Source organism: Pseudonocardia sp. Ae150A_Ps1, from assembly GCF_001932315.1.
Taxonomy (GTDB): domain Bacteria; phylum Actinomycetota; class Actinomycetes; order Mycobacteriales; family Pseudonocardiaceae; genus Pseudonocardia.
Window position 1 is genome coordinate 4385652 of sequence record NZ_MCIJ01000001.1, and the last position, 24920, is coordinate 4410571.

General features: G+C 73.4%; 25 protein-coding genes and 1 tRNA gene. 18 read left to right on the forward strand and 8 right to left on the reverse strand.

The genetic code is table 11. The annotated features are described in order from the left end of the window. Window positions 1–5: 5 nt before the first annotated feature. Window positions 6–734 (reverse strand): VIT1/CCC1 transporter family protein, encoded by a 729-nt coding sequence (locus Ae150APs1_RS20645; protein WP_075299706.1) that lies wholly within the window; start codon window positions 732–734, stop codon window positions 6–8. A 64-nt stretch (window positions 735–798) separates the two neighbouring features. Between Ae150APs1_RS20645 and Ae150APs1_RS20650 the strand changes: the two genes are divergently transcribed. The 3 genes from Ae150APs1_RS20650 to Ae150APs1_RS20660 all read left to right on the forward strand — a co-directional run bounded on the left by Ae150APs1_RS20650 (window position 799) and on the right by Ae150APs1_RS20660 (window position 3639). Next, a complete protein-coding gene (locus Ae150APs1_RS20650; RefSeq protein WP_075299708.1) occupies window positions 799–2289 on the forward strand; it encodes a cryptochrome/photolyase family protein in 1491 nt (496 codons plus the stop codon). A 69-nt stretch (window positions 2290–2358) separates the two neighbouring features. Beyond that, the gene (locus Ae150APs1_RS20655) at window positions 2359–2862 is read left to right on the forward strand and encodes a MauE/DoxX family redox-associated membrane protein (protein WP_010241379.1); all 504 of its coding nucleotides are present in this window, start codon (window positions 2359–2361) and stop codon (window positions 2860–2862) included. 42 nt (window positions 2863–2904) lie between these two features. Beyond that, entirely contained in the window at window positions 2905–3639 is a 735-nt protein-coding gene (locus Ae150APs1_RS20660) for a thioredoxin domain-containing protein (protein ID WP_075299710.1), read from the forward strand. Here Ae150APs1_RS20660 and Ae150APs1_RS32195 read toward each other — a convergent pair. After that, window positions 3636–4235: a membrane protein gene (locus tag Ae150APs1_RS32195; RefSeq protein WP_050802535.1), complete on the reverse strand. Its 600-nt coding sequence runs from the start codon at window positions 4233–4235 to the stop codon at window positions 3636–3638. The two genes, Ae150APs1_RS20660 and Ae150APs1_RS32195, sit on opposite strands and share 4 nt — an antisense overlap. A 109-nt stretch (window positions 4236–4344) precedes the next feature. Here Ae150APs1_RS32195 and Ae150APs1_RS20670 point away from each other — a divergent pair, with 109 nt between their 5' ends. Further along, on the forward strand, window positions 4345–5799 hold the full coding sequence (locus Ae150APs1_RS20670; protein ID WP_075299712.1) for a PLP-dependent aminotransferase family protein: 1455 nt from the start codon (window positions 4345–4347) through the stop codon (window positions 5797–5799). Between the two features lie 4 nt (window positions 5800–5803). Here Ae150APs1_RS20670 and Ae150APs1_RS20675 read toward each other — a convergent pair whose 3' ends face one another. Together Ae150APs1_RS20675 and Ae150APs1_RS20680 are read right to left on the reverse strand one after the other, a co-directional pair. Further along, complete coding sequence (locus Ae150APs1_RS20675) at window positions 5804–7276, reverse strand: gluconate:H+ symporter (RefSeq protein WP_075299714.1); 1473 nt, start codon at window positions 7274–7276, stop codon at window positions 5804–5806. After that, window positions 7273–7809 carry a gluconokinase gene (locus Ae150APs1_RS20680; RefSeq protein WP_060722271.1) on the reverse strand — a complete coding sequence of 179 codons (537 nt, stop codon included), beginning with the start codon at window positions 7807–7809 and terminating at the stop codon, window positions 7273–7275. Before Ae150APs1_RS20680 ends, Ae150APs1_RS20675 begins: the two co-directional genes overlap by 4 nt. Before the next feature lie 163 nt (window positions 7810–7972). On the opposite strand from Ae150APs1_RS20680, the gene Ae150APs1_RS20685 reads away from it, so the two are divergent. The 3 genes from Ae150APs1_RS20685 to Ae150APs1_RS20695 all read left to right on the forward strand — a co-directional run bounded on the left by Ae150APs1_RS20685 (window position 7973) and on the right by Ae150APs1_RS20695 (window position 9870). Then, window positions 7973–8686, forward strand: coding sequence for a FadR/GntR family transcriptional regulator (locus Ae150APs1_RS20685; protein WP_010231824.1), 714 nt, complete (start codon window positions 7973–7975; stop codon window positions 8684–8686). A 271-nt stretch (window positions 8687–8957) separates the two neighbouring features. Next, window positions 8958–9704: a TrmB family transcriptional regulator sugar-binding domain-containing protein gene (locus Ae150APs1_RS20690; protein ID WP_075299716.1), complete on the forward strand. Its 747-nt coding sequence runs from the start codon at window positions 8958–8960 to the stop codon at window positions 9702–9704. Between the two features lie 93 nt (window positions 9705–9797). Further along, a tRNA-Ala gene (locus tag Ae150APs1_RS20695) sits at window positions 9798–9870 on the forward strand. Window positions 9871–9961: 91 nt separating this feature from the next. Here Ae150APs1_RS20695 and Ae150APs1_RS20700 read toward each other — a convergent pair. Further along, window positions 9962–10402: an FtsX-like permease family protein gene (locus tag Ae150APs1_RS20700; RefSeq protein WP_075299718.1), complete on the reverse strand. Its 441-nt coding sequence runs from the start codon at window positions 10400–10402 to the stop codon at window positions 9962–9964. Between the two features lie 102 nt (window positions 10403–10504). After that, window positions 10505–11296 carry an SDR family NAD(P)-dependent oxidoreductase gene (locus tag Ae150APs1_RS20705; protein WP_075299720.1) on the reverse strand — a complete coding sequence of 264 codons (792 nt, stop codon included), beginning with the start codon at window positions 11294–11296 and terminating at the stop codon, window positions 10505–10507. Window positions 11297–11415: 119 nt separating this feature from the next. Here Ae150APs1_RS20705 and Ae150APs1_RS20710 point away from each other — a divergent pair, with 119 nt between their 5' ends. Beyond that, the gene (locus Ae150APs1_RS20710; protein ID WP_075299722.1) at window positions 11416–12033 is read left to right on the forward strand and encodes a TetR/AcrR family transcriptional regulator; all 618 of its coding nucleotides are present in this window, start codon (window positions 11416–11418) and stop codon (window positions 12031–12033) included. A 132-nt stretch (window positions 12034–12165) separates the two neighbouring features. Here the strand turns inward: Ae150APs1_RS20710 and Ae150APs1_RS20715 are convergent, their stop codons facing one another. Next, window positions 12166–12633 (reverse strand): GyrI-like domain-containing protein, encoded by a 468-nt coding sequence (locus tag Ae150APs1_RS20715; protein ID WP_010231806.1) that lies wholly within the window; start codon window positions 12631–12633, stop codon window positions 12166–12168. Window positions 12634–12859: 226 nt separating this feature from the next. Here Ae150APs1_RS20715 and Ae150APs1_RS20720 point away from each other — a divergent pair, with 226 nt between their 5' ends. Further along, complete coding sequence (locus Ae150APs1_RS20720; RefSeq protein WP_249266412.1) at window positions 12860–13933, forward strand: M20/M25/M40 family metallo-hydrolase; 1074 nt, start codon at window positions 12860–12862, stop codon at window positions 13931–13933. Between the two features lie 26 nt (window positions 13934–13959). Here Ae150APs1_RS20720 and Ae150APs1_RS20725 read toward each other — a convergent pair whose 3' ends face one another. Further along, complete coding sequence (locus Ae150APs1_RS20725) at window positions 13960–14574, reverse strand: TetR/AcrR family transcriptional regulator (protein ID WP_075299724.1); 615 nt, start codon at window positions 14572–14574, stop codon at window positions 13960–13962. Window positions 14575–14733: 159 nt separating this feature from the next. On the opposite strand from Ae150APs1_RS20725, the gene Ae150APs1_RS20730 reads away from it, so the two are divergent. From Ae150APs1_RS20730 to Ae150APs1_RS20770, 9 genes are all read left to right on the forward strand, one after another. Then, on the forward strand, window positions 14734–15849 hold the full coding sequence (locus tag Ae150APs1_RS20730) for an acyl-CoA dehydrogenase family protein (RefSeq protein ID WP_083680264.1): 1116 nt from the start codon (window positions 14734–14736) through the stop codon (window positions 15847–15849). Continuing rightward, window positions 15849–17393, forward strand: a complete 1545-nt coding sequence (locus Ae150APs1_RS20735; RefSeq protein ID WP_075299726.1) for an acyl-CoA carboxylase subunit beta — start codon at window positions 15849–15851, stop codon at window positions 17391–17393. The genes Ae150APs1_RS20730 and Ae150APs1_RS20735 overlap by 1 nt, the downstream gene beginning before the upstream one ends. Window positions 17394–17418: 25 nt before the next feature. Further along, on the forward strand, window positions 17419–19395 hold the full coding sequence (locus Ae150APs1_RS20740; RefSeq protein WP_075299728.1) for an AMP-binding protein: 1977 nt from the start codon (window positions 17419–17421) through the stop codon (window positions 19393–19395). Further along, window positions 19392–20969: an AMP-binding protein gene (locus tag Ae150APs1_RS20745; protein WP_075299730.1), complete on the forward strand. Its 1578-nt coding sequence runs from the start codon at window positions 19392–19394 to the stop codon at window positions 20967–20969. Before Ae150APs1_RS20740 ends, Ae150APs1_RS20745 begins: the two co-directional genes overlap by 4 nt. Continuing rightward, on the forward strand, window positions 20966–21766 hold the full coding sequence (locus Ae150APs1_RS20750; RefSeq protein ID WP_249266413.1) for an enoyl-CoA hydratase/isomerase family protein: 801 nt from the start codon (window positions 20966–20968) through the stop codon (window positions 21764–21766). The genes Ae150APs1_RS20745 and Ae150APs1_RS20750 overlap by 4 nt, the downstream gene beginning before the upstream one ends. Next, window positions 21766–22266 (forward strand): MaoC family dehydratase, encoded by a 501-nt coding sequence (locus Ae150APs1_RS20755; RefSeq protein ID WP_075299734.1) that lies wholly within the window; start codon window positions 21766–21768, stop codon window positions 22264–22266. The genes Ae150APs1_RS20750 and Ae150APs1_RS20755 overlap by 1 nt, the downstream gene beginning before the upstream one ends. 100 nt (window positions 22267–22366) lie before the next feature. After that, window positions 22367–23653 carry an MFS transporter gene (locus Ae150APs1_RS20760; RefSeq protein ID WP_075302353.1) on the forward strand — a complete coding sequence of 429 codons (1287 nt, stop codon included), beginning with the start codon at window positions 22367–22369 and terminating at the stop codon, window positions 23651–23653. Further along, window positions 23650–24093: a MaoC/PaaZ C-terminal domain-containing protein gene (locus Ae150APs1_RS20765; protein WP_010231785.1), complete on the forward strand. Its 444-nt coding sequence runs from the start codon at window positions 23650–23652 to the stop codon at window positions 24091–24093. Before Ae150APs1_RS20760 ends, Ae150APs1_RS20765 begins: the two co-directional genes overlap by 4 nt. After that, the gene (locus tag Ae150APs1_RS20770) at window positions 24090–24920 is read left to right on the forward strand and encodes a CoA ester lyase (protein ID WP_075299737.1); all 831 of its coding nucleotides are present in this window, start codon (window positions 24090–24092) and stop codon (window positions 24918–24920) included. The genes Ae150APs1_RS20765 and Ae150APs1_RS20770 overlap by 4 nt, the downstream gene beginning before the upstream one ends.

Sequence of the window (24920 nt, forward strand, 5' to 3'; positions counted from 1 at the left end):
GCCGCTCAGGCGACGCCCACCCCGATGAGCATCCCGACCAGGTAGGTCGCGCCCGCCGCGATCGCACCGAACGCGAGCTGCCGCAACGCGGCCACCCACCACGACCTCGAGGTGAACCGGGACGTCAGCGCCCCGGCGCCCAGGAGTCCCAGCCCACCGACGGCCAGCCCGAGCGCCAGCGAGCCGTACCCGAGCAGGAACGTCACCAGCGGCACGATCCCGCCGACGACGAACGCGGCGAACGACGACACCGCGGCGACCCACGGGGACGGCTGGTCGTCCAGGCTGACGCCCAGCTCCTGGCTCAGGTGCACCCGCAGCGCGAGGTCCGGGTCGGCGTGCACCTCCCGGGCGCCGGCGTCGGCGGTCCCCGCCGACAGCCCCATCCCGCGGTGCATCTCCGCCAGCTCGTGCTGCTCGGCGCGCGGGTGCTCCGCGATCTCGCGCCGCTCGACGGCCGCCTCGGCGTCGACGGCGTCGTTCTGCGTGCCGACCGAGGCGAACTCGCCGAGCGCCATCGAGAAGGCCCCGGCGACCACACCGGCGAGCCCGGTCAGCACGATCACGTCCCGCCCGGCGCCGCCCCCGCCGACGCCCGCGACGAGCGCGATCGTCGTGACCAGGCCGTCCATCGCGCCGAACGTGGCCGCCCGCAGCCAGCCGCCGGACACGTCCCGGTGCGCGTGGTCGTGGGCGTGGGCGGCGAGCTCGGCGTCCAGCTCGGGGTCGTTCATGCGTGCGACGATAGGCGCGCGGGCTCGCCGCGCGGGGCGTCCGCGCCGCCCCGACACTGGGGCCATGGCCTCTCGGGACCGTCCGCCGCTCTGGCTCTTCGCCGACCAGCTCGGCCCGCACGTGTGGGACACCGGCGAGTTCGCGGACCGCGAGATCGTGCTCGTCGAGTCGTCGCGGGCGCTCGGCCGCAAGCCCTACCACCGGCAGAAGCTGCACCTGGTGCTGTCCGGGATGCGGCACCTCGCCGACGCACTCGGCGACCGGGCCACCTACCTGCGGACCGGCACCTACCGGGAGGCGCTGGAGACGGTGGGCCGGCCGGTCGTGGTGCACCAGCCGACGTCGTTCCCGGCGTCGGACATGGTGCGCCGCTTCCGGAAGGAGGGCCTCGTCGCGGAGGTGCGGCCGACGCCGACCTTCGCGCTGCCGAAGGACGAGTTCGACGACTGGGCCGGCGACCGCGAGACGTTCCGGATGGAGGACTTCTACCGCTCCCAGCGGGAACGCTTCGACGTGCTGATGGAGGGCACCGAGCCCGTCGGCGGGAAGTGGAACTACGACCACGACAACCGCGAGTCCCCGCCCAAGGGCGCCGGGACGGTCGGTGTCGAGCCGCCGTGGCAGCCGTCCGAGGACGAGATCGACGAGCAGGTCCGCGCCGACCTCGACGCCGCAGGCCTGCCGACGGTCGGGGAGGACGGCCCGCGCCGCTTCGCGGTCACGCACGACGAGGCCGTCCGCGCCCTGCGGCACTTCGTGGACCACCGGCTCGACACGTTCGGCCCGTACGAGGACGCCGTCCTGGCCCGGGACTGGGCCATGGCGCACTCGTTGCTGTCGGTCCCGCTGAACCTCGGTGCGCTGCACCCGCTGGAGGCCGTCCGTGCGGCCGAGCAGGCGTACCACGACGGGACGGCCCGGCTGGAGAGCGTCGAGGGCTTCGTCCGGCAGGTGCTCGGCTGGCGCGAGTTCGTGTGGCAGCTCTACTGGCGGTTCGGCCGCGGCTACACCCGCAGCAACCACCTGCGGGCCCGCACCCCGCTGCCGGACTGGTGGGCCGGGCTCGACGCCGGCGCCGTCACCGCGTCGTGCCTGTCCTCGGCGCTGTCCGACGTCCGGGACCGCGGCTGGACCCACCACATCCCCCGGCTGATGATCCTCGGCAACCACGCGATGCAGCGCGGCTACCGCCCGGACGAGGTCAACGACTGGTTCGCGACGGCGTTCGTCGACGGGTTCGCGTGGGTCATGCCGCCGAACGTGATCGGCATGAGCCAGCACGCCGACGGCGGCCGGATGACGACCAAGCCCTACGCCTCCGGTGGCGCCTACATCGACCGCATGACCGACTTCTGCAAGGCCTGCGCGTTCGACCCGAAGGTCCGCGTGGGGGAGAAGGCGTGCCCCTTCACCGCCGGGTACTGGCAGTTCGTGCACCGGCACCGCGAGCTGCACGCGTCGAACCACCGGACGAAGCGGGCGGTCGCGACGATGGACCGGCTGACGGACCTGGACGCGCTGCTGGAGCAGGAGTCGGCGCGCGAGGAGTTCTGACGGCCGGGGGAACGCGCGACACGGACGTGTGATCCGGCGCCGCGGGCGACCTCGCTAGGCTCTCTGGCCGTGACCACCGCCCGGCCGACGGACCTCGTGGGCACCGTCGTCCGGCTCGCGCTCGCGGCCGTCTGGCTGGTGTCGGGCGTGCCGAAGCTGGTCGACCCCGTCGGGACGGCCGTCGCGGTGGGCGCCTACCAGGTGCTGCCCGACGCGGCCGTGCCCGTCGTCGCGACGGTCCTGCCGCTCCTGGAGCTGGCGCTGGGCGCGCTGCTCCTCGCCGGGGCCGGTACCCGGCTGGTCGCCGTCGTCAGTGCGGTGCTGCTGGCCGGGTTCGTGGCCGGGCTGGTGCAGGCCTGGGCGCGCGGACTGTCGATCGACTGTGGATGCTTCGGCGGTGGCGGCCCGGTGCCGCCCGGCGAGGAGCAGTACCCGCTGACCCTGCTGCGCGACCTCGGGTTCCTGGCGCTCGCGCTGTGGCTGGTCGTGCGGCCGCGCACGCTGTTCGCGGTCGACCGGATCGGGGAGACGCCGGCGCCCGCGGCGGGCACGGCCGGTGGGCGCGAGCGGTGACCAGGCCCGGCGGGTGCCGGGGAGCAACGGAGGAGACGCAGGATGGGACGGACAGAGGGGGAGCGGCGGCAGGCCGGGCACGCCCGGTTGCAGGCGGCCGGGATCACGCCGAAGAAGTCGGGCGGTGCCGGCCGGGGGCTGGTGATCGCGGGCGTCGTGCTCGCCGTCGCCGTGCTCGCCGGGGTGTACGTGGCCTGGCAGAACTACAACTCGTCGGCCGTCCCGGCCTATGCGGTCGCGCGTGACGGCGTCGTCGTGACGGCCGGGGACCCGGCCGCGCCGGTCACCGTGGACATCTACGAGGACTACCTCTGCCCGAACTGCAAGGAGCTCGAGCGGTACTACGGCGGCGACCTCACCGCAGCGCTCAACGAGGGCAAGGCGAAGATCAACTATCACCACGTCGCCATCCTCGACGACCGCACGACCCCGCCCGGGTACTCCACCCGGGCCGGAAACGCGGCGCTCTGTGCCGCCGACGCCGGGATCTTCCCGGCTTACCACTCCCGGCTCTACACCGACCAGCCGAGCGAGGGCGGCGCCGGGCTCACCGTGCAGCAGCTGACCGCGCTGGGCACCGAGCTCGGCGCGACCGGCGACTTCGGCGGCTGCGTCACCCGCCAGGAGAGCTCGCAGGCGATCGCCGACGCCACCCGCGCGGCCGCCGCCGACCCGAAGGCCGCCCCCGGGGGCGGGTTCGGCACCCCGACCGTCCTCGTGCAGGGCACCAAGGCCGACCTCTCGAACGGGGCCTGGCTGACGCAGGTGACCGGTTAGGTCGCGGCCCCGGGCGTCCGGACGGTGAGCCGCGGCAGGAACCACTGGATCAGCGGCCCGACCCCGAACGCGTAGAGCACCGTCACCACCCCGAAGGTGCCGCCGAGCAGCCAGCCGGTGAGCACGACCGTCACCTCGATCGCGGTCCGCACCAGCCGCACCGACCGGCCGGTGCGGGCCGCGAGCCCGGTCATCAGCCCGTCCCGCGGGCCCGGGCCCAGCCCGACCCCGATGTAGGCCGCCGTCGCCGCCGCGTTGAGCACGATCCCGGCCACCGCGAGCCCGATCCGGCCGGGCAGCGCCTCCACCGCGGGGACCACCGCGAGCGCGGCGTCGACCGACAGCCCGATGACGACGACGTTCGCCACCGTCCCGATCCCCGGCCGCTCCCGCAGCGGGATCCACAGCAGCAGGACGACGACCGCTACCAGCGCCGTCAGCGCCCCGATCGGGAGCCCGGTGTGCACCGCGAGGCCCTGGTGCAGCACGTCCCACGGCATCGAGCCGAGCCCGGCGCGCATCATCAGCGCCATCGAGAACGCGTAGGCCAGCAGCCCGAGCACCAGCTGGGTGAGCCGCCGTCCGCGTCGGGGCATCCCGGCGACCGTCCACCGGCTGCGCCTCCTGTCGATCGTCACGAAATGGCATGCTCCACGACGGACCGGCCCGCGGTCATCAGGCCAATCCGGCGGAAGTGGACTGGAAATGGACGGAATCGGCGCGGCCCGGCTGGCCGAGCTCTGCGGTGACGTGCGCGGTGGGCGCGGGCCGGCGTACCGGGCGCTGACCGACGCGATCCGGGTGCTGGTGGGGGACGGGCGGCTCGCGTCGGGCACCCGGCTCCCCGCCGAGCGGGCGCTGGCCGGACAGCTCGCCGTGAGCCGGGTGACCGTCACCCGGGCGTACCGCGACCTGCGCGACGACGGCTGGGCCGAGGCCCGGCAGGGATCCGGCACCTGGGTCCGGCTGCCCGACGACGAGCTGCGCGTCGACGGCGTCTGGGTGCCCGGCCCGGTCCGTGGTGGCGTGATCGACCTCGCGCACGCCGCGCCGGCGGCGCCGTCCGCGATGTCGTCGCTGGTGCGGCGGGCCACCGAGCGGCTGGAGGCCGAGCTCGCCGGGCACGGCTACGGCCCCGACGGCCTGGCCGGGCTGCGGGAGCGGATCGCCGCCCGGTTCACCGAGCGGGGTGTCCCGACCGGCCCGGACGCGATCGTCGTGACCGGCGGTGCGCTGCACGCGCTGCACCTGGCGGTCGCCGAGATCGCCGGGCCCGGGGACCGGGTGCTCGTCGAGCACCCCACGTACCCGTCGGCGCTGGACGTGCTCGCCGACGCCGGTGTCCGCCCGGTGCCGGTCGCCGTCGGGGAGGACCCGGCCGAGACCGCGCTGCCGCGGGCCGCCCGGCAGACGGCGGCGCGGGCCGCGTACATGATGGCGGACTTCCAGAACCCGACCGGCCGCCTCCTCGACGACGACGCGCGGGCCCGCCTGCTGCAGCGCCTCGCCCGGCACGGCACGGTCGCGATCGTCGACGAGTCGTTCGCCGAGCTGGACCTGCGCGGGCCGGGCGCGGCCGTCCCGCTGCCGTGCGCCGCGCACGCACCGCGGCCCGACGACGTCGTCACCGTCGGCAGCACCAGCAAGATCGCCTGGGGCGGGCTCCGGCTCGGCTGGATCCGGGCGGGCCGCGAGCAGGCCGCCCGGATGCGCCGCCGGCTCGCCCGCTCCCAGATCGCGCCGCCGGTGCTGGAGCAGCTGGTCGGGGTGGAGGTGCTGGACGCGCTGGGTGTGGTGCGGGCCGAGCGGACCGGGCAGCTGCGGGCCCGCCGGGACCGTCTCGCCGCCGAGCTGGCCGCCGTCCTGCCGGAGTGGCGGTTCGACCTGCCCGGCGGCGGGCTCGCGCTCTGGTGCGATCTCGGGGCGCCCCGCTCGACCGCACTGGCGGCGGTGGCCCCGCGGCACGGGCTGGTGCTGGCACCGGGCCCCCGGTTCGGCGCGGGCCACGCGTTCACCGACCGGCTCCGGCTGCCCTTCACCCACCCCGAGCCGGTGCTCGCCGAGGCGGTGCGCAGGCTGCGCCGGGCGGCGGACGAGGTGGCGGGGAACGCGGACGGCGCGGACCCCCTGCCGGGGGCCCGCGCCGACGTCCTCGTCTGAGGGGCTAGAGGACCAGGTCCAGCAACAGGACGAGCACCAGGCCGGCGACCGACAGCACCGTCTCCATGACCGACCAGGTCTTGACGTTCTGCCCGACCGTCAGCCCGAAGTACTCCTTGACCAGCCAGAACCCGGCGTCGTTGACGAACGAGAAGAACACCGAGCCGGCGCCGATGGCGAGCACCAGCAGCGACGTCTGGGTCGGGTCCAGGCCCGGCAGCAGCGGCACCAGGATCCCGGCGGCGGTCACCGTGGCGACCGTCGCCGAGCCCGTCGCCAGCCGGATCGCGACGGCGACCAGCCAGCCCAGCAGCAGCGCCGAGATGCCGGCGCCGGTGGCCCATCCGGCGATCATCGCGCCGATCCCGGTGTCGACCAGGGTCTGTTTGAACCCGCCGCCTGCGGCGACGATCAGCACGATGCCGGCGATCGCGGGCAGCGACCGCTCCAGCGAGCCGGTGACGGCCCGGCGGCTCATCCCGGACCCGCCGCCCAGGGTGAACATCGCGACGAGCACCGACAGCAGCAGCGCCACGAGCGGGGTGCCGACGAAGTCCAGTGCGGACCGGACGGGGTTGCCCTCGTCGGCCGCGATGTCGCCGACCGCCTTGCCCATCATCAGCACGACGGGCAGCAGCACGGTGAACAGCGTGATCCCGAAGCCAGGGCGGCGGGTGGGCCCGTCCTCGGCGGCCGGGGTGTCCGTGCTGGTGTCGGTGCCGGCGTCGGCGGGCGCCGCGGAGCCGCCTGTGGACGTCCCCGCCGGGACCTTCGACTCGAACAGCGCGGGCGGCGACACGTCCACCCAGCGGGCGGCGAGCTTCGCGAACAGCGGACCGGCCAGCACGATCACCGGGATCGAGACGAGGACGCCCAGCACGAGGGTGATCCCGAGGTCGGCGTTCAGGACCCCGATCGCGGCCAGCGGCCCGGGGTGCGGCGGCACCAGACCGTGCATCGCGGACAGCCCGGCGAGCGCCGGGATGCCGACGGCGATCAGCGACACCTGGGCCCGCCGGGCCACCAGGAAGATCACCGGCATCAGGATGACCAGGCCGATCTCGAAGAACATCGGCAGCCCGATCAGGGCCCCGACGAGCGCCATCGCCCACGGCAGCGACCGCGGCCCGGAACGGGCGATGATCGTGTCGACCAGCCGGTCGGCGCCGCCGGAGTCGGCGAGCAGCTTGCCGAACATCGCGCCGAGCGCGATCAGTGTCCCGACGCTCGCGGCGGTGTCGCCGAAGCCCTCGGAGAACGCGTCGACCGCGTCCCCCATGGACATCCCGGCGACGGCGGCGACCAGCAGCGAGCCGATCGTCAGCGCGAGGAACGGGTGCAGCGAGAACTGCGTGATCAGCAGGACGAGGGCGAGGATGCCGACCAGCGCCGCGGTCAGCAGGCGTCCGGCCGAGGCGACCGGTTCGGTCTGCTCGGCGGCGAGGACGAGCGCGGGGTGCGTGAGCAGGGTCGTCATCGGGAGGAGACCTCCGTGCCGTGCCCGGTGACGGCGTCGGCGCCGGCCTCGACCAGCTCGTCGACGGTCCGGGCGATGTCCAGTGTGGCGCCGGTCTCGTCGGCGCCGAGCGGCTCGAGCGTGGCGAGCTGGGAGCCCAGCAGGGCCGGGGGCATGAAGTGCCCCTCGCGGCCCGTCATCCGCGCGGCCAGGGTGTCGTGGTCCCCGGCGAGGTGGAGGAAGACGGTGGCAGGGGCGTGCCGGCGCAGCCGGTCGCGGTAGTCGCGGCGCAGCGCCGAGCAGGCGACGACGAGGCCGCTCGCGGCGTGGCCGGCGAGCTGCCCGCCGACGATGTCGAGCCAGGGCTCGCGGTCGGCGTCGGTCAGCGCGACGCCGGCGTGCATCTTGGCGACGTTCGCCGCCGGGTGCAGGGCGTCGGCGTCGGTGAAGCCGACCCCGAGACGCTCGGCGAGGGCGGCGCCGACGGTGGACTTCCCGGAGCCGGACACCCCCATCACGACGACCAGGGGCGGGCGTGGGGTCGGCTGCTGCATCGCTGCATCGGCTCCTCGTGCTGTGACGGCTCCGGCACGCGGACCGGGGGCACCCGGTCGCTGGTGGACCAGAGTGCGCGATAAGTAGTACTTATTCAAGACCGGACCGATACAGATATGTGGAAACAGGTGCCGGGCCCGCACAGGTGCGAGGATCCGAGGTGTGGACAGCGTGGACGGGACGGCAGGCGCCGGGTTGCACGCGGGCGTGCTCGACCGGATCGGCTCGCTCGTCGCGGGCGGTGAGCTGGCCCCGGGGACGGTGCTGCGCGCCGACGAGCTCGTCGAGCGCTACGGCGTGTCGCGGACCGTGGTCCGCGAGGCCGTGCGGGTGCTCGAGTCGATGGGGCTGGTGCAGAGCCGCCGTCGCGTCGGGACGACCGTCGCGCCCCGCGAGCGCTGGAACGTGCACGACCCGCGGGTGATCCGCTGGCGGCTGGACGGCCCGGACCGCGACGGCCAGCTCCGGTCGCTGTCCGAGCTGCGCCAGGGCGTCGAACCGGTGGCCGCGGCACTGGCCGCCGTCCGGGCCACCCCGGAGCAGTGCGGCGAGCTGGTCGGCGCGGTGATGGACATGGCCGTGCACGGACGGTCCGGCGACCTGGAGGCCTACCTCGGGGCCGACGTCCGGTTCCACCGCGCGCTGCTCGCGGCGTCCGGGAACGAGATGCTCGCCGCGCTCGACGGCGTCGTCGCCGAGGTGCTCGCCGGCCGGACCCGGCACCACCTCATGCCGGCGCGTCCCGAGCCGGTCGCGATCCGGCTGCACGGTGACGTCGCCGACGCCGTCCGCTCCGGCGACGCCGTCGCCGCCGAGGCCGCGATGCGCGAGATCCTCACCGAGGCGGCGTCGGCGATGCGCGAGGTCACCGGCTGAGTGGTGATCGGTCATTGTGATGATGGGGCGGTTCCGCCCGTAGCGTCCGGTCCGCCACGATCGATTCACTCCCCGGGGCCGGCCGTGCCGGACCGCGGTCAGGGGTGCGTCGGGCACCGGGGCCGCACGAACGCGTGTCGAACGGGTGAGATGATCTCGCAATGTCCGTGCAGCGGGTGACCGAGGAACTGCAACGCCTCGGCATGTCCGGGTACGAGGCCAAGGCCTACGTGGCGCTCGTCGTCGCGGGGAGCCGGTCAACGGGTACGAGGTGGCGAAGCGGTCGGGCGTCCCGCGCAGCACCGTCTACGAGACGCTGGGCAAGCTCGTCGGCCGGGGTGCGGCCTACGAGGTCCGGTCCGACGAGGACGGTGTCGGCTACGTGCCGCTGCCGCCCGACTCGCTGCTCGAGCGGATGCGCCGGGACTTCGACCGTACGCTCGGGGTCCTCGAGGACGAGATGCCGAGGCTGACGTCGCCGCCCCGGGTGCGGCTGGCGCACTCGCTGTCCGAGCGCGAGACCCTGCTCGACCGCGCCGAGGACGTTGTCGTCGCGGCCCGCACGGAGCTGTGGGTCTCGGGCTGGCCGGAGGACCTCGAGCGGCTCAAGCCCTCCGTCCGCAGGTCCGAGGAACGAGGCGCGGCGGTCGCGACCGTCGTGTTCGGACGCGACCACGACCCGGTCGGCTGGGCGACCGAGCACCGTTACTCGCCACCGGACACCGTCGAGGCCGTCCTCGGCCGGCGCATGCTCGTCGTCGTGGCCGACCGCGAGCAGGCCGTCATCGGCGGTATCGCGGGTGACCAGACCTGGGGCATGTACACCGACGACCCGGCGACCGTGCTGCTCGCGGCCGGGTACGTGCGTTTCGACATCGCGATGCACCTCGTCGCCGAGCGCTTCGCCGGCGACGGGTTCGAGGAGTTCTGGGCCGGCGACCCCGCGATCCGGCGGCTCCGGGAGGTGCCGCCCCCGGTCGACGAGGGCGGCGACGACCGCGGCGAGTGGACCGGATGAGAGCGGTCCCGTCCGGCCACGCGGGCAGGACGGGGCGGGGGACCCCCCTTCTCGGGGCGGAAACCGGGACGTGTACTGTTCTTCATGTCGCAAGGGGCTGTGGCGCAGCTGGTAGCGCACTTGACTGGCAGTCAAGGGGTCAGGGGTTCGAATCCCCTCAGCTCCACCCTGCTTCACCAGGCCAGGACTTCGGTCCTGGCTTTTTCTTGCCCTCGTGAGCCGAGTGTCCACCGCGTGTCGACGGGTCGAGTCCCCGATCACGACCCGCGGACGAGCCGCCAGGCTGTCGGGATCGTCGCGGCGAGGGCCAGTGCCACCGTGCCGAGCGCGACGAGGGGCAGCAGCCACCCGGGGAACGCCCAGGATCCCCGGACCAGGCCGAACGGGACGACGGTGACCAGGACGGCGACGGCACCGAGCGCCGTCGCGACCACCGCCGTCACCAGCGCCTCGACGCCCGCCACGGTGACGACCTGCCCGCGGGTCGCGCCGGTGAGCCGGAGTGTCGCGAACTCGCTGCTGCGGGCCCGGGTCGCGGTCAGCAGGGTGTTCGTCACCGCGACCGCCGCGAACCCGGTGATCACCAGGACGACCAGGTAGTTCACCGTCGCGAGCTGCGGGCCCGTGGTCGCGGGGAGCCGGTCCTCGATCGCCTGCATGGCGAGCGTCCCGCCGGCGATCCCGGCGAGGAGGACCAACGGGCCGGCCGCGGCGCCGTGGGTCCGGGCGCGTGCCCGCAGGGTGCGGCCCGCGAGCCTGCCCGCGGCGCCGGGCAGCAGCGCCGCGAGGCGCCGCCCGGGTCATGCGGCCTTCAGCGTTCCACCGTCGACGACCCAGTTCGAGCCGACGGCGCTGGACATGCTCGGCGCCGCCAGCAGCAGTACCGCGCGGGCGATCTCGGACGGGTCGACGAGGGCGCCGGTGACGATCCCGGATTGTTCAGGCATGGCCGCGAGCAGGGTGTCGTGGCCGACGCCCAGTACCGTCGACAGTCGCCCGAGGTAACCGTCCGGAGCGGTCATCATGGCGGTCCGCGTCCCGCCGGGGGTGACGGCGTTGACCCGCACCCCGGTATCGGGAAACTTCTCGGCCAGGCCGCGGGTGAAGGCGTTGAGGGCCGCCTTCGACGCGGCGTAGGACAGCGGGATGGCGTGGGGGTTGCGGGCAGCGGTCGAGCTGATGTTCACGACCGAGCCCCGTGCGTGCGACAGGGCGGGGAGTGCTGCACGGGTCATCTCGACGGCCGCGCCGAGGTTCAGCGCGAGGATGGTCGTCCACGTGCGGGCCGAGCCGCCGATGGGGTCGACGAGCTCGGCGTCGTCGGCCGGGCTTCCGCCGCCGGCGTTGTTCACCAGCACGTCGAGTCGTCGGTCCTCCGCGAGCGCCGCGTCGAGCACCTGATCCGGCGCGTCGGGATCGGTGAGATCGGCCGCGACGAACCTCGCGCCGGTCGCCGCGAGCTCCGGTGTGCTCTTCCGGGACACCGCGATCACCTCGGCGCCCTCCGCGAGGAAGGCGTCGACGACCGCGAGGCCGATTCCCCTGCTCGCCCCCGTCACGAGTACGCGCTTGCCGGCAAGGTCCAGTTCCATGGTCACTCCTTCGTAGCGGGTGTCGTGACGTCACAAGTGAAGCGCGACTGTGACAGTTATGTCGATATCTGCAACTCTCATGTGGCGCAGATATGCTCGACCGAGACGCTGGAGGTGGCATGAGTCCGGACGGCCCGCCGCGCCGCATGCGCGCTGACGCGGAGCGCAGCACCGCGCGGATCCTGGCTGCAGCCGAGGAGGTGCTCTCGGTCGATCCGAACGCGACCCTGGAGCGCATCGCCGACGTGGCAGGGCTTGCGCGTGCGACCGTGCACCGGCGGTTCTCGTCCCGTAGGGCACTGCTTGAGGCGCTGAGCGGGCGCCTGAACGAGCGCTATCGGCAGGGGCTCGAGCAGGCGCGCGTGCGGACGGCGCCGCCGGTCGCCGCACTGCACCGTCTGACTCAGCTGTTGTTCGAGCTCAAGGCGGACAGCCGGGCGATCATGGAGCTCACCACGGACTCGACGACCGGGATGTCCCCTGCCGACGACGACGTCATCGCGGGACTGGACCTGCTCTTCTCCCGGCTGCGGGATGCCGGGGAGATCACGGCGACGGACCCGGCGTGGTGTCGTGGCGTGTACCTGGCGGTGGTCCATGAGGCCGCGCGACTTCCCACCGGATCCTCGGTCCTCGCGCTGGACGGCGACCCGTCCGCCGAGGCCGGTGTGCGCGCCGACCTGACGTACCGGACCGTGCTCGCCGCGCTCGGCTGCGCCGGCGTCCACGGGCCGTAGGTCGCCCGGGCCCTCGATCCGGGCCCGGGCGGTGTGTCGAGGACAGCTCGACACGGACCACCTGCTCATGCCCGACCGGAGCGGGTTCCGTCCACCGTGGTCGTCATCGAGCAGGGGTCCGTCGTGAGTCCGTCAGGACACCACCCAGTTGAGCTCCGTGCGCAGGTCCCGCGGGTCCATCTCCGGCGACGGCTCGGTGAGGTAGACCTCCCAGAACGTGTCGCCCGGCCGCAGGCCCTGGCCGGCGATCCAGCCGGCCAGGTCCTGCCAGGCCGGCCCCAGCCCGTCGAACGAACCGCTGTGCACCGCCCGCGCCACCCGGCCCGCGGGAAGCCCGCCCGCGGTGACCTCGCCGTCGTCGGCCACCGGCCGGTCGGTCGGGAACCCCACCTCCAGGTCGACGGTCTCGGCGGGGATGCCGCGGTACAGGCCGAACGCCGGGCCGGTGACCTCCACGCCCTGGGCGGCCAGGACGCCGGGGAGCGTGCCGAACACCCGGTCGTAGAAGGCGGGCAACTCGGCCATCGCCACCACGCCACGGACCACCGCCGTGGTCGTCGCGGTGGTGGTGATCAGCTGCGGGGGCGCGCTGGTGGTCATCGGTGAGTTCCTCCTCGACGGTCGACGTACGGGTGACTCCACCCGGGCGTGGAACTCATCGCGCCGGGCGGGATGCCGGCGACCGGTCCGGCTCGTGATCCTGTCGCAAACCCGGTCCCGCCGTGGCAGACTCCGGCATCGGCGCCGACCGGGACGACTCGTGACGAACCGGCTGCCGGGTCCGCGCCGAACACCGGACCACACCCAGGCGACGCGGGAGCCGGACATGCGTTCGCGCGTACCGCACCACACCTCCGAGGGCAGGGCGAGGGCCGTGCGCCGGTCCCGGCGGCCCGCCCGCTGCGTGGCTGCGCTGCTCGCCTGCGCCGTCATGGTCCTCACCGCCTGCACCACGTCCACCCCGGCAGGGCCCGGGCCCACCCCGCCCGACGGCGCCCTGGCGCAGCGGGTCCGGTCCACCCCGAGCGCCACTCCGGCCACGACCCACCTGGAGGCGCTCCAGAGGATCGCCGACGACGCCGGCGGCAACCGCGCGTCCGGCAGTCCCGGCTACGAGCGCTCGGTCGACTACGTCGCAGGCGTCCTGCGCGACGCCGGGTTCGACGTCGACACCCCGACCTACTACGACGCCGATCTCGGCCGCGAGCTGCGCAACGTCGTCGCCCGCACCCGCGACGGCGACCCCGGCGCACTCGTGCTCGCCGGCGCGCACCTGGACTCGGTGCCCGAGGGGCCGGGCATCAACGACGACGGCACCGGTGTCGCCGCGCTCCTCGAGGCTGCGCTACGGCTCGGCCCGGCCCCGGGCGTCGCCACGACCGTCGCGTTCGGGTTCTGGGGCTCGGAGGAGGAGGGCCTGCACGGCTCCCGCGGCTACGTCGAGGGGCTCACCCCGCAGCAGCGCGACGCCCACCTGCTCTACCTCAACGTCGACATGCTCGGCTCGTCCAACGGCGGGTACTTCGTCCAGGGCGGGGCCGGGGACGACGAGTCCGAGACGGGGCCGCCCGGATCGGGCACGGTCGCCGCCGTGCTCGGCGAGGAACTCGCCGCCACCGGGGCCAGGGCCGAGCCGATCCCCCTCTACGGCGACGACGACGGCCCGTTCGTCGAGGCCGGCATCCCCACCGGTGGCGCCGTGACCGGGGACGGCGACACCAAGTCCGCCCAGCAGGCCGCGGTGTGGGGCGGGACCGAGGGCGAGGTCTTCGACCCCTGCTACCACTCCGCGTGCGACACCCTCGCCAGCGTCGACACCGACCGGTTCGACCGCTACACGACCGCCGTCGCCGCGACCCTCGCCCGCTTCGCCGAGACCCCGGCCGGGGCGGTCGGCTGACGGCCGGCACCCCGTCCGGCCCCGGTTCACCTCGTCGCGAGGGACACCGTGAGTGCCGCCGCCATCTGCCGGCCGATCTCCTCGGGGGAGGACGGCCCCGCGGGGTCGAACCACTTGTAGCACCAGTTCACCGCGCCCAGGCACATGTTCACGTAGATCGACGGCGACATGCCGAGATCGAGATCGGGGTGCCGCTCGAGGTGGCCCCGGAGCTCGTCGGCGAACAGTGCCTCGAACGTGCGGCGCCGCTGCAGGATCTCGCTCGCCAGGTCGGCGGGGAGCTCGTGCTCCTCCTCGAAGCACACCTTGAGCAGCGCCTGGTTCCTGCAGGTGTAGACCACCCGTGAGGCGATCAGGTCCCGGACCGCGTCGAAGGACGACGTGGCGTCGGCGACCGTCTCCCGTGCCATCGCGAGACTCTCGTCGAGGACGTCCGAGTAGATCCGGACGAGCAGCTCCTCCTTGTTGCGGAAGTAGTAGTACAGGGCGGGTTTCGACATGCCCACCGCGGCGGCGATCTCGTTCATCGACGTCGCCCGGAAGCCCTGCCGGCTGAAGATCGCGGCGGCCTCGGAGACCAGGCGCTGCCGCTGGGCGTCCGCCTTGCTCGGCCCCGGCCGGCGCCGCGCGGCCTGCGTCATGGGTCCTCCGTTCCCGATGTGCCCGCTCCACCGTAGTCGGCCGGTCCCGGACCGACGGCCTTGACAAGTCCGGGCCGCGTCTGCGAAAAATCTGACCGACCGGTCAGTAAGATATGTGAGGCGGTGCACATCTGCATGTGGGAACTGGATGAGGATCACGTGCTCTTCCGCGAGTCCTGCAGGGACTTCACCGACCGCGAGGTCCGTCCGCTCGTCGACACCGCCGAGGAGACCGGCACGTTCCCCGTCCAGCTCTGGGCGTCGCTGGCCAAGGCGGGCCTGCTGGGGATGTCGATCCCGGAGTCGCACGGTGGGTCCGAGGGGGACGCGCTCGCCGTCGCGATCGTCGCCGAGGAGCTGTCCCGGGCCAGCGCGGGTATCGCGATCACGCCGCTGGTGAGCTCGTACATGGCCGCACCGCACCTGGCCCGGAACGGGTCGCCGGAGCAGCGGGACCGCTGGTTGTCCCGGATCTCCGGGGGCGAGGCCGTCGCCGCCATCGCGGTCACCGAGCCCGGCGCGGGCTCGGACGTCGCGGGCCTGACGTCGAAGGCCCGGCGCACCGACGACGGCTGGGTCATCGACGGCCGCAAGATGTTCATCACCAACGCGGGCCTGGCCGACGTGCTGATCGTCGGCGCCCGCTCGGGAGGGCCCCGCCATTCGGGGATCACGCTGTTCGAGGTGCCGAAGGACGCGCCCGGGCTGTCGTTCGGCTCGCCGCTGACGAAGATGGGCTGGCGTTCCTCGGACACCCGCGAGGTCGTCCTCGACGGCGCCGTCGTGCCGCACGACGCGGTCGTCGGTGCCGAGAACCGCGGGTTCCACCAGATCATGGAGGGGTTCCAGCTCGAGCGGATCGCCCTGGCGGGCATGGGGATCGGGCAGGCCGCCGAGTGCCTCGACCTGGTCCGGGCCCACGTGCGCGAGCGGGAGGCGTTCGGCGCGCCGCTGACCGGTCTGCAGACGGTCCGGCACCGGGTCGCGACGATGGAGATCGATCTCGACGCCGCCCGGCTGGTCACCTACCAGGCCGCGGCACGGATGGACGCCGGCCACCCCGAGGCGCCGGTCTCGGTGGCGCGCGCCAAGTACCTGGCCGCCGTGGCGGCGAACCGCGTCATCGACGACGCGGTGCAGCTCTTCGGTGGTGCCGGGTTCGTCGAGGAGACGCCCGTCGCCCGCCACTACCGCGACGCGCGGATCCTGCGCATCGGCGGCGGGACCGACGAGGTGCAGCTGGAGATCCTGTCCAAGTCCATGAAGGGCGCCTGATGACGGCGGTGGACGAGGGCGCCGTCGCACCGGGTGCTCCGACGGCGCAGGACGTGGTGGACGCCGCCGGGCGGGCGCTGGGCGGGGGAGACCCGGCCCGGTGGCCCGGCAAGCTGCCGGTCCGTGAGCGGCTGGCGGTCCTGTTCGACCCGGGGTCGTTCGTCGAGGACGGCCTGCTGGCCACCGCCGCGGCGGAGGCCCTGCCCGCCGACGGCGTCGTCACGGGTGTGGGTCGCGTCGAGGGCAGGCCGGTCGCGGTCATCGCCCACGACTTCACCGTCAAGGCGGGCTCGTGGGGGGAGCTGACCTGCGAGAAGCAGATCCGCATCCTCGAGCGGGCCGACAGGGACCTGCTCCCGGTGGTCTACCTGGTGGACTCGGCGGGTGGCCGGCTCACCGACCAGATGGGCTTCTACCCGGGCCGGCGCGGAGCGTCGGCGATCTTCAACCTGCAGGTGAGGCTGTCCGGCCGGGTCCCGCAGATCTGCTGCCTGCACGGTCCGTCGGCGGCGGGCGGGGCCTACATGCCCGCCTTCTGCGACTGGGTCGGGATGGTGAACGGCAACGCCTCGATGTACCTGGCCAGCCCGCGGGTGGCCGAGAAGGTCACCGGTGAGGTCACCACGCTGGAGGAGATGGGCGGCGCGATGATGCACGCGTCGGTCTCGGGGTGCGGTGACGAGGTCTTCGACTCGGACTGGGAGGCCGTCGCCGCGGCGCGGCTGCTGCTGTCGTACCTGCCCGACGACTTCCGCTCGGCGCCGGCGCGGGTCGCCGGCGAGGCACCGGAGCGGCCGCTGGGCGACGTGGTGCCGATGGACCCGAACACCGCCTACGACGTCCGGGACGTCATCGACGGGCTGGTCGACGCGGACTCGTTCTTCGAGATCAAGGCCCGCTGGGCCGAGGAGATCGTCGTCGGGTTCGCGAGGCTCGACGGACGCGTGATTGGCCTGGTCGCCAACCAGCCCAGCGTGCGCAGCGGCGCGATCTTCGTCGACTCCGCGGACAAGGCGGCGCGGTTCGTCTCCCTGTGCGACGCGTTCGGAGTCCCCCTGGTGTTCCTGCAGGACGTCCCCGGATTCATGGTGGGCGTCGAGGTCGAGCGCCAGGGCATCATCCGGCACGGCGCGAAGATGATCGTGGCGATGGCCTCGGCCGACGTGCCGAAGTACACCGTCGTCCTGCGCAAGGCCTACGCCGCCGGCTACTACGCGATGTGCGCACCCGGCTTCGAGCCCCGCGCCACGCTCGCGTTGCCCACCGCCGTCATCGGGCCGATGGCGGCCGAGGCCTCGGTCAACGCCGTCTACGCCAACAAGATCGCGGCCATCTCCGACGAGACCGAGCGTGCCGCGTTCGTCGAGGCCCGCACGGTCGAGCAGAACGCCGACCTCAACCTGCTGCGGATGGGCAGCGACCTGGTCGTCGACGCCGTCGTCGAGCCCGGACGGCTGCGTGCCGAGCTGGCCGCCCGCATGGTCGACGCCGACCGCTGGTCCCGGCCGGCCGACCGCCGTCATCACCCGGTCAGCCCGGTCTGACCACCCGTCCCGAGGAAGGACAACGATGTCTTCACACACCTCGACGAGCGTCCCCGGTCCCGACGGTGACCCGCTCGCGCAGCTCATCGCCACCCCGCTGCAGCCGCTGCCCGCACGGTGGACCGTCCAGGAGCGGGTCGACGAGCTCGCCGAGGTCCGTGCCCTCGGTTCCGCCGACGAGTACTGGGAGTGGGTGGCGAGGCGCCAGCGCTGGTCGCAGCCCTGGGAGTCCGTCCGCTCCGGCGGGATCACCGACTTCCGCTACTTCGAGGGCGGACGGATCAACGTCGCGGACAACTGCGTCGACCGCTGGGCGGAGGACCCCGGGACCGCAGGCCGCCGCGCGCTGATCTGGGAGGGCGAGCCCGGCGAGGTCCGCACCCTCACCTACGCCGAGCTGGCCGACGAGGTCTCCCGCCTGGCCGCCGGCCTGGTGGAGCTCGGTGTCGGCAAGGGCGACGTCGTGGGCATCTACATGCCCAACCTCATCGAGGCGTTCACCGCGATCCACGCCTGCAACCGGATCGGCGCGATCTACACCGTCCTGTTCTCCGGGTTCGGCGAGGAGGCCGTCTCCTCCCGGCTGGAGTCCTCCCGCGCCAAGGCGGTGCTGGTGGCGGACGCGAGCTACCGGCGAGGCCGGCGGGTGCCGTTGCTGGAGACGCTGCGCGCCGCCCGCAAGCGGGTGCCGACCCTGGAGTCCACCGTCGTCGTCGACCGCACCGGTGACGGCGTCGCACTGGAGCAGGGCGAGCACGCGTACGCCGCGGTGCTGGAGGCGGGTGCGGCCGGCACCCCGGCCGTCCCGCTCGACCCGAACGAGCCCTCGTTCCTGATCTTCACCAGCGGGACGGAGTCCACGCCCAAGGGCGTCGTGCACAGCGTCGCCGGGTTCCTGCTCGGCACCTGGGCCAACGCCCACTGGCAGGTCGGCTACGAGGCCGGCGACGTGTACTGGGTGGCCGCCGACGTCGGCTGGCTGACCTTCCCCATCCAGGCCGTCATCGGGGGGCTGGCCAACGGGATGACCATCGCGTGCTTCGAGGGCGCGCTCGACACCCCCACCACGGCGCGCTTCTACGAGATCTGTGAACGCCACCGGGTCACCAAGGTGCTGGCGGCGCCCACCCTCGCGCGGATGCTGCGCAAGTTCGGGGACGAGCTCGCCGCCGCGCATCCGCTGGACCTCGCGCTCATCACCATGCAGGGTGAGCCGCTCGACGCGGACACCTTCGGCTGGACGAGCGCGACCTTCGACGTCCCGGTGGTCAACGCCTACGGGCAGACCGAGACCGGCTCGACCTGGACGTATCCGGTCCACGGTGCCGAACCGCTCAAGGCGGGTTCGGTCGGCACCGCCGTGCCGGGCCACGAGTACGCGGTACTCGACGACGACGGCGAGCCCGTCCCGCCGGGGGTCAAGGGCAACCTCGTCCTGACCCAGCCGTTCCCGACGCTGGCCCGCACCGTCTGGGACGACCACCAGCGCTACCTCGACACCTACTTCAGCCGCTTCCCCGGCCACTACCAGACCAACGACGAGGCCGTGGTCGACCACGACGGGCACCTCTGGGTCCTCGGCCGCGCCGACGACGTGATCAACGTGGCGGCGCACCGGATCTCGACGATGGAGATCGAGGCCGTCGTGACAGCGCACTCCGCGGTCGTCGAGGCCGCGGTGGTCGGTGTCCCGCACGACACCAAGGGGACCGTGCCGATCGCCTTCGTGACGCTGGCGCCGGCCACGGTCGCGACGGACGGTCCGACGGACACGGTCGAGGAGGACATCAAGCGGCGGGGCGTCGGCGAGCTCGGTGGCTACGCCCGGCTCGACACGGTCTACCTCACGTCGGCCCTGCCGAAGACCCGCACCGGCAAGACCATGCGGCGGTTGCTGCGCGACCTCGTCGTGCACGGAAGGCCGAGCGGGGACACCAGCGCGATGGAGGACGCGGGCGCGCTCGCCGTCGTCACGGAGGCCATCGCGAAGGCGCGATCGTGACCGGACTCCCCCTGCAGGACCGGACCATCGGCGCGATCCTGGCCCGCAAGGCCGCCACGGTCGGGGACCGCCCCTTCCTCCTGTTCGCCGGCACCCGCTGGACCTACGCCGACGCGCACGAGGTCACCAACCGCTTCGCGGAGGGGTTCCGGCGCCGGGGGATCGGCCGCGGCGACCACGTCGCGCTGCTCCTCGACAACCGCCCCGAGCTGCTCTGGGCGATCTGGGGACTCGGGAAGCTGGGTGCCGTCGCGGTGCCGCTGAACACCGCGGCGAGAGGCGACGCGCTGGCCTACCTGCTCGCGCAGTCGGACTCGGTCCTGGTCTGCGCCGAGGACGGCTACCGGGACCGGGTGGACCAGGTGCGGGCGGAGGCGCCACTGGTCCGGAAGGTCCTCGGACCGGGCGACCTCGCCGCGTTCACCGGGCTGCCCGCCGACGATCCGGCGGGGATGTCCGGTGTCCGCCACGGCGACCCGCACCTGATCATGTACACGTCGGGGACCACGGGGCCGTCCAAGGGCGTGGTGGCACCGCACTCGCAGGGCCACGCCGTCGGCAGCAGGCTGGCGGCGGTGTCGGGCTACCGGCCCGACGACGTGCTCTACACGTGCCTGCCGCTGTTCCACGCCAACGCGCTCTACTACACGGTCTACGCGGCGCTGTGGGCGGACGCGTCGGTGGCGCTCGGGACCCGGTTCTCGGCGCGGCGGTTCTGGGACGAGGTCCGTGACACCGGGGCCACGGTGTTCAACGCGCTGGGCGCCATGGCGAACATCCTCTTCCAGCAGCCGGAGTCCCCACGGGACCGCGACCACCGGGTGCGGATGGCGATGACCGTGCCGACCTCACCCGAGCTGGCCGCGACGTTCGCCGACCGCTTCGGCATCGGGGCGACGACCTCGGTGTTCGCGATGACCGAGAACTGTGCGGTCACGATCCTCGGCCCGGACGACCCGCGGGACCGGGCCGGGAGCGCCGGGCGGGTCCGCGAGGACATGGAGGTCGAGATCGTCGACGACGAGCGGCGCCCGCTGCCGCTCGGCGAGATCGGGGAGATCTGCATCCGTCCCCGGGAGCGCGGCAGCGTCATGCTCGGCTACTACAAGATGCCCGAGGCCACCGTCGCGGCGACGACCGACCTGTGGTTCCACACCGGGGACCGCGGCCGGCTCGACGCGCAGGGCTACCTCGTCTTCGCCGACCGCAAGAAGGAGGCCATCCGCCGGCGCGGGGAGAACATCTCCGCCTTCGAGGTGGAGACGGTGCTCTGCCGCCACCCCGCCGTCGTCGAGGCCGCGGCCGTACCCGTCCCCTCCGAGCTGGGCGAGGACGAGGTCATGGCCTACCTCGTGCCGGCCGAGGGCGCGGAGATCGACTTCGCCGAGCTGATCGGCTTCTGCGCCGAGCACATGGCCTACTACATGGTTCCCCGCTACCTGGACGTGATCGACGTGTTGCCCAAGACCCCCTCCGAGAAGATCGAGAAGTACAAGCTGATGGTCGGCGCCCGCGAGCGGCTCGCCGAGCTGTGGGACCGGGAGAAGGCCGGCGTGGCCGTGGTGCGCTCGTGAGCGGGCCGGTCCGGGTCGCCGTCGAGGGTCGCGTGGTCCGCGTCCTGATCGACCGTCCCGAAGCACAGAACGCGTTGAGCCCGGCGGTGATCGCCGGTCTGGACTCGGCCGTGGACACCGCACTGGAGCAGCGCGCGACGGTGTTCGTCGTGCGCGGCGCCGGCAGCACGCTGTCGGCGGGAGCGGACCTCCCGCACCTGCGGACCCTGCTCGGCGACCCCGCGCGCACCGACGCCTACATCGGCTCCATCGGTGCCGTGCTGGACCGGATCGAGGCGGCGCCGTTCGTGTCGGTCGCCGTGATCGGCCGCTACGCGCTGGCGGGCGGCTTCGAGATCATGCTGGCCTGCGACCTCGCCGTCGCCACCGACGACGCGCGGATCGGCGACCGCCACCTCGAGTACGGCCTGATCCCCGGTGCGGGGAGCTCGGTGCGCCTGCCGCGGGTGCTCCCGGCGCCACTGGCACGGCGGCTGTCCTACACCGGCGAGATGATCGACGGACGGACCGCCGCCGGGTGGGGCCTGGTCAGCCACCACGCCCCCGCCGACCAGCTCGACGAGACGCTCGACGCCCTCGTCGCCCGGCTCGCCCGGCACAGCCCGGACGCCCTGTTCCGGACCACGGCGCTCCACCGGGCGGCCCTGGAGGCTCCCGCGGTCCCCGCGCTGGCCGCGGAACGCGCCGCGCTCGTCGAGCACCTGGAGAGCCCCACCATCGCCGAGGGGCTCGGCGCGTTCGTCGAACGCAGGGCCCCCGACTTCACCGACGACCGCTTCCACCCGCAGGAGACCTGATGTCCGCGACCGGCACGTCCGACCACCGTCCCGCCACCGGCAGGTGGTTCGAGGAGCTCGAGGTGGGGACCGTCGTGCAGCACGCGACCCGGCGCACGGTCACCGAGACCGACAACATCCTCTTCACCACGATGACGATGAACCCGGCGCCGCTGCACCTGGACTTCGACTACGCCGAGGGCACCGAGTTCGGCAAGCCCCTGGTGAACAGCATGTTCACCGTCGCGCTCGTCGTGGGCCTGTCGGTGCCGGAGCTGACGCTGGGCACCATCGTCGCCCAGCTCGGCGTCGACCGGGTGACGTTCCCCAAGCCCGTCTTCCACGGCGACACCGTCCGGGTCGAGACCGAGGTCGTCGAGTCCCGGGCCTCGAGGTCGAGGCCCACCGCGGGGCTCGTCGTGTTCGAGCACCGCGCGTTCAACCAGCGCGGCGAGCTGGTCTGCCGCGCCCGGCGGACCGGCCTCATGCACCGCAGGCCGACCGGCTCTGCGGACGACTGATCGACGTCCAGCACGAAGGAGTGCTCCGTGACCAGTGAACCCGACGAGCCCGGGGACGAGCCGGCCGGCCGACCCGACCGGCCGCGTCCAGCGCCGGCGAGTGGCAGCCGCGGTCCTGCTCGGCACCACGATCGAGTGGTACGACTTCCAGATCTACGGCCTCGCCGCGGGCCTGGTCCTCGGCCAGCTGTTCTTCCCCGGGGCCGACCCGGTGGCGGCCACCCTGGCCGCCTTCGGCACCTTCGCGGTCGGCTTCGCCGCCCGGCCGCTGGGCGGGCTGGTGATGGGTCACTTCGGCGACCGGCTGGGCCGCAAGAAGATGCTGGTCCTGTCGCTGTCCATGATGGGCGTCGCGACGTTCCTCATGGGTCTGCTGCCCACCTACGCCTCGATCGGGGTGGCGGCGCCGATCCTGATGGTGCTGCTGCGCGTGGTGCAGGGGATCGGTGTCGGCGGCGAGTGGGGCGGTGCCGTGCTGACCGCGGTCGAGTACGCCGACCCGAAGAAGCGCGGCCTGTTCGGCAGCCTGCCGCAGATGGGCGTGCCCGCCGGGCTGTTCCTGGCCACGCTGGCCTTCCTCGGGGTGTCGCAGCTGCCCGAGGAGGACTTCCTCAGCTGGGGCTGGCGCATTCCGTTCCTGATCAGCATCGTGCTCGTCGTCGGGCTGTTCGTGCGCGCCAAGCTCGAGGACACCCCGGTCTTCCGCACCGTCAGGACCGAGAAGCGCACGGTGCGGACCCCGCTCGCGGACGCGGTGCGCCGCTACCCGAAGCGGCTCGTCCTGGGCACCGGGCTCATGATCAGCACGGGCGCGTACTTCTACATCGTCTACATCGTCAACGCCTTCAGCCTCTCCTACGCCAAGGCGACGCAGGTCCAGACCAACGGCACCATGCTGCTCGCCGTCCTCGCCGGCTCCGCCGTGGCGATCATGGCGTTGCCGGTGCTCGGGGTGCTCGCCCAGCAGCACGGCCGGAAGAAGCTCCTCGTCGTCGGGCTCGCGCTGCAGGCGATCTGGATCTTCCCGACGTTCTGGGCGATCGACAGCGGCAGCGCGGTCCTGGTCGTCCTCGCCTACGTCGTCAGCTCCCTGCTGTTCGCGGTGTCCTACGCACCGCAGGCCACCTTCATCACCGAGCTGTTCGACGCCAGCGTCCGTTACAGCGCCTCGTCGGCCAGCTACCAGATCGGCGTGATGCTGGGCGGGGCGATCGCGCCGCTGGTGGCGACCTCACTGGTCGCGGCCACCGGCACCTCGTCGAGCGTCTCGGCCTACGTCGCCGCGCTGTCGGTGCTGTCGCTGCTCTGCGTGCTGGCGATCCGGCAGCAGGACGTCGACCGGGCCAGCAGCGACATGACCGGAACGACAGGAGCGAGCACCCCGTGATCTCCGACTTCCTCGACAGGATCGGCGTCGGCGACCGGCACGGCAGCCGGTCGCGCACCATCACCGAGACCGACATCGTCACCTTCTCCATGTTCAGCGGGGACTGGCACCCGTTGCACACCGACGTCGAGTTCGCCGCGGCCGACCCCCGTTTCGGGCAGCGCATCGCGCACGGCGCGCTGGTCCTGTCGGTCGCGCTCGGCCTCGTCGAGTTCCGGCCGGACGCCATGAAGGCCTTCTACGGCATCGACCGGCTCCGGTTCGTGTCGCCGACGGTCATCGGCGACACCGTGCGGGTCGAGACCGAGGTGGTGGCCGTCGAGCCGAAGGGCACCGACCGCGGCGTGGTGACCTGCTCGTTCGTCGTCAGGAACCAGGACGACGCCGTCGTGATCGACGCGACCCTCAAGGCCCTCGTGGTCCGGGAGGGCGTGGCATGAGCACGCGCGACCCGCTGACCGTGCGGAGCCTGCTGTTCGTCCCGGGCGGTCGGCCGGAGCTGCTGGCGAAGGTCGCTCGCTCCCGGCCGGACGCCGTCGTCGTCGACCTTGAGGACGCCGTCGCCCCCGGGGACAAGGAGCAGGCGCGCGCGGCGGCCTCCGCGGCCCTGCGCGAGGCCCGCCCCGGAGCCGGGACGGTGCTCGTGCGGGTCAACCCGCCCGGCACCCCGTGGCACGAGGCCGACGTGGCCGCCGTCGCGGATCTCGCCGAGACGGTGGACGGTGCGGTGCTGCCCAAGTACGAGCGGGTCGAGCAGCTCGACCGGGTGCGGTCGGCGCTGCCGCCGGACACCCGTGTGGTGGTCGGGATCGAGAGCGCCCGCGGGGTGGCCGACGCGCGCCCGCTGCTGGAGGCGGGACCGGACGCCGCGTACTTCGGTGCCGAGGACCTGATCGCCGACCTCGGCGGCCGCCGCACCGCAGACGGCACCGAGGTCCTCTACGCCCGCAGCCGGGTCTGCCTGTCCGCGCACCTGGCGGCGGTGCCCGCCGTCGACCAGGCGGTCGTCGCCGTACGGGAGGTGGAGCGGTTCCGCACCGACGCCGAGCAGGCCCGCGACCTGGGCTACCGCGGCAAGATCTGCCTGCACCCCACCCAGGTCGAGGCCGCCCACGCCGTGTTCACGCCCTCCGCCGAGGAGGTGGGCCACGCCCGCGAGGTGCTGGCGGCCTCGGGCACCGGCGTCGCGGTCATCGACGGGCAGATGGTCGACGCCGTGCACGTCGCGATGGCCCGGGGCGTGCTGGCGCGGGCGGGAGAGGCGTGA

Bases quoted from the DNA above. Each gene is read 5' to 3' on its own strand.
- Ae150APs1_RS32195 (WP_050802535.1), bottom strand. From the start codon at position 4,235: ATGCCCCGACGCGGACGGCGGCTCACCCAGCTGGTGCTCGGGCTGCTG.
- Ae150APs1_RS20725 (WP_075299724.1), bottom strand. From the start codon at position 14,574: ATGACGCAGGCCGCGCGGCGCCGGCCGGGGCCGAGCAAGGCGGACGCC.
- Ae150APs1_RS20755 (WP_075299734.1), top strand. From the start codon at position 21,766: ATGTCCGCGACCGGCACGTCCGACCACCGTCCCGCCACCGGCAGGTGG.
- Ae150APs1_RS20770 (WP_075299737.1), top strand. From the start codon at position 24,090: ATGAGCACGCGCGACCCGCTGACCGTGCGGAGCCTGCTGTTCGTCCCG.
- Ae150APs1_RS20720 (WP_249266412.1), top strand. From the start codon at position 12,860: ATGCGTTCGCGCGTACCGCACCACACCTCCGAGGGCAGGGCGAGGGCC.
- Ae150APs1_RS20650 (WP_075299708.1), top strand. From the start codon at position 799: ATGGCCTCTCGGGACCGTCCGCCGCTCTGGCTCTTCGCCGACCAGCTC.
- Ae150APs1_RS20670 (WP_075299712.1), top strand. From the start codon at position 4,345: ATGGACGGAATCGGCGCGGCCCGGCTGGCCGAGCTCTGCGGTGACGTG.
- Ae150APs1_RS20675 (WP_075299714.1), bottom strand. From the start codon at position 7,276: ATGACGACCCTGCTCACGCACCCCGCGCTCGTCCTCGCCGCCGAGCAG.
- Ae150APs1_RS20735 (WP_075299726.1), top strand. From the start codon at position 15,849: ATGACGGCGGTGGACGAGGGCGCCGTCGCACCGGGTGCTCCGACGGCG.
- Ae150APs1_RS20710 (WP_075299722.1), top strand. From the start codon at position 11,416: ATGAGTCCGGACGGCCCGCCGCGCCGCATGCGCGCTGACGCGGAGCGC.
- Ae150APs1_RS20715 (WP_010231806.1), bottom strand. From the start codon at position 12,633: ATGACCACCAGCGCGCCCCCGCAGCTGATCACCACCACCGCGACGACC.
- Ae150APs1_RS20740 (WP_075299728.1), top strand. From the start codon at position 17,419: ATGTCTTCACACACCTCGACGAGCGTCCCCGGTCCCGACGGTGACCCG.
- Ae150APs1_RS20705 (WP_075299720.1), bottom strand. From the start codon at position 11,296: ATGGAACTGGACCTTGCCGGCAAGCGCGTACTCGTGACGGGGGCGAGC.
- Ae150APs1_RS20660 (WP_075299710.1), top strand. From the start codon at position 2,905: ATGGGACGGACAGAGGGGGAGCGGCGGCAGGCCGGGCACGCCCGGTTG.
- Ae150APs1_RS20680 (WP_060722271.1), bottom strand. From the start codon at position 7,809: ATGCAGCAGCCGACCCCACGCCCGCCCCTGGTCGTCGTGATGGGGGTG.
- Ae150APs1_RS20645 (WP_075299706.1), bottom strand. From the start codon at position 734: ATGAACGACCCCGAGCTGGACGCCGAGCTCGCCGCCCACGCCCACGAC.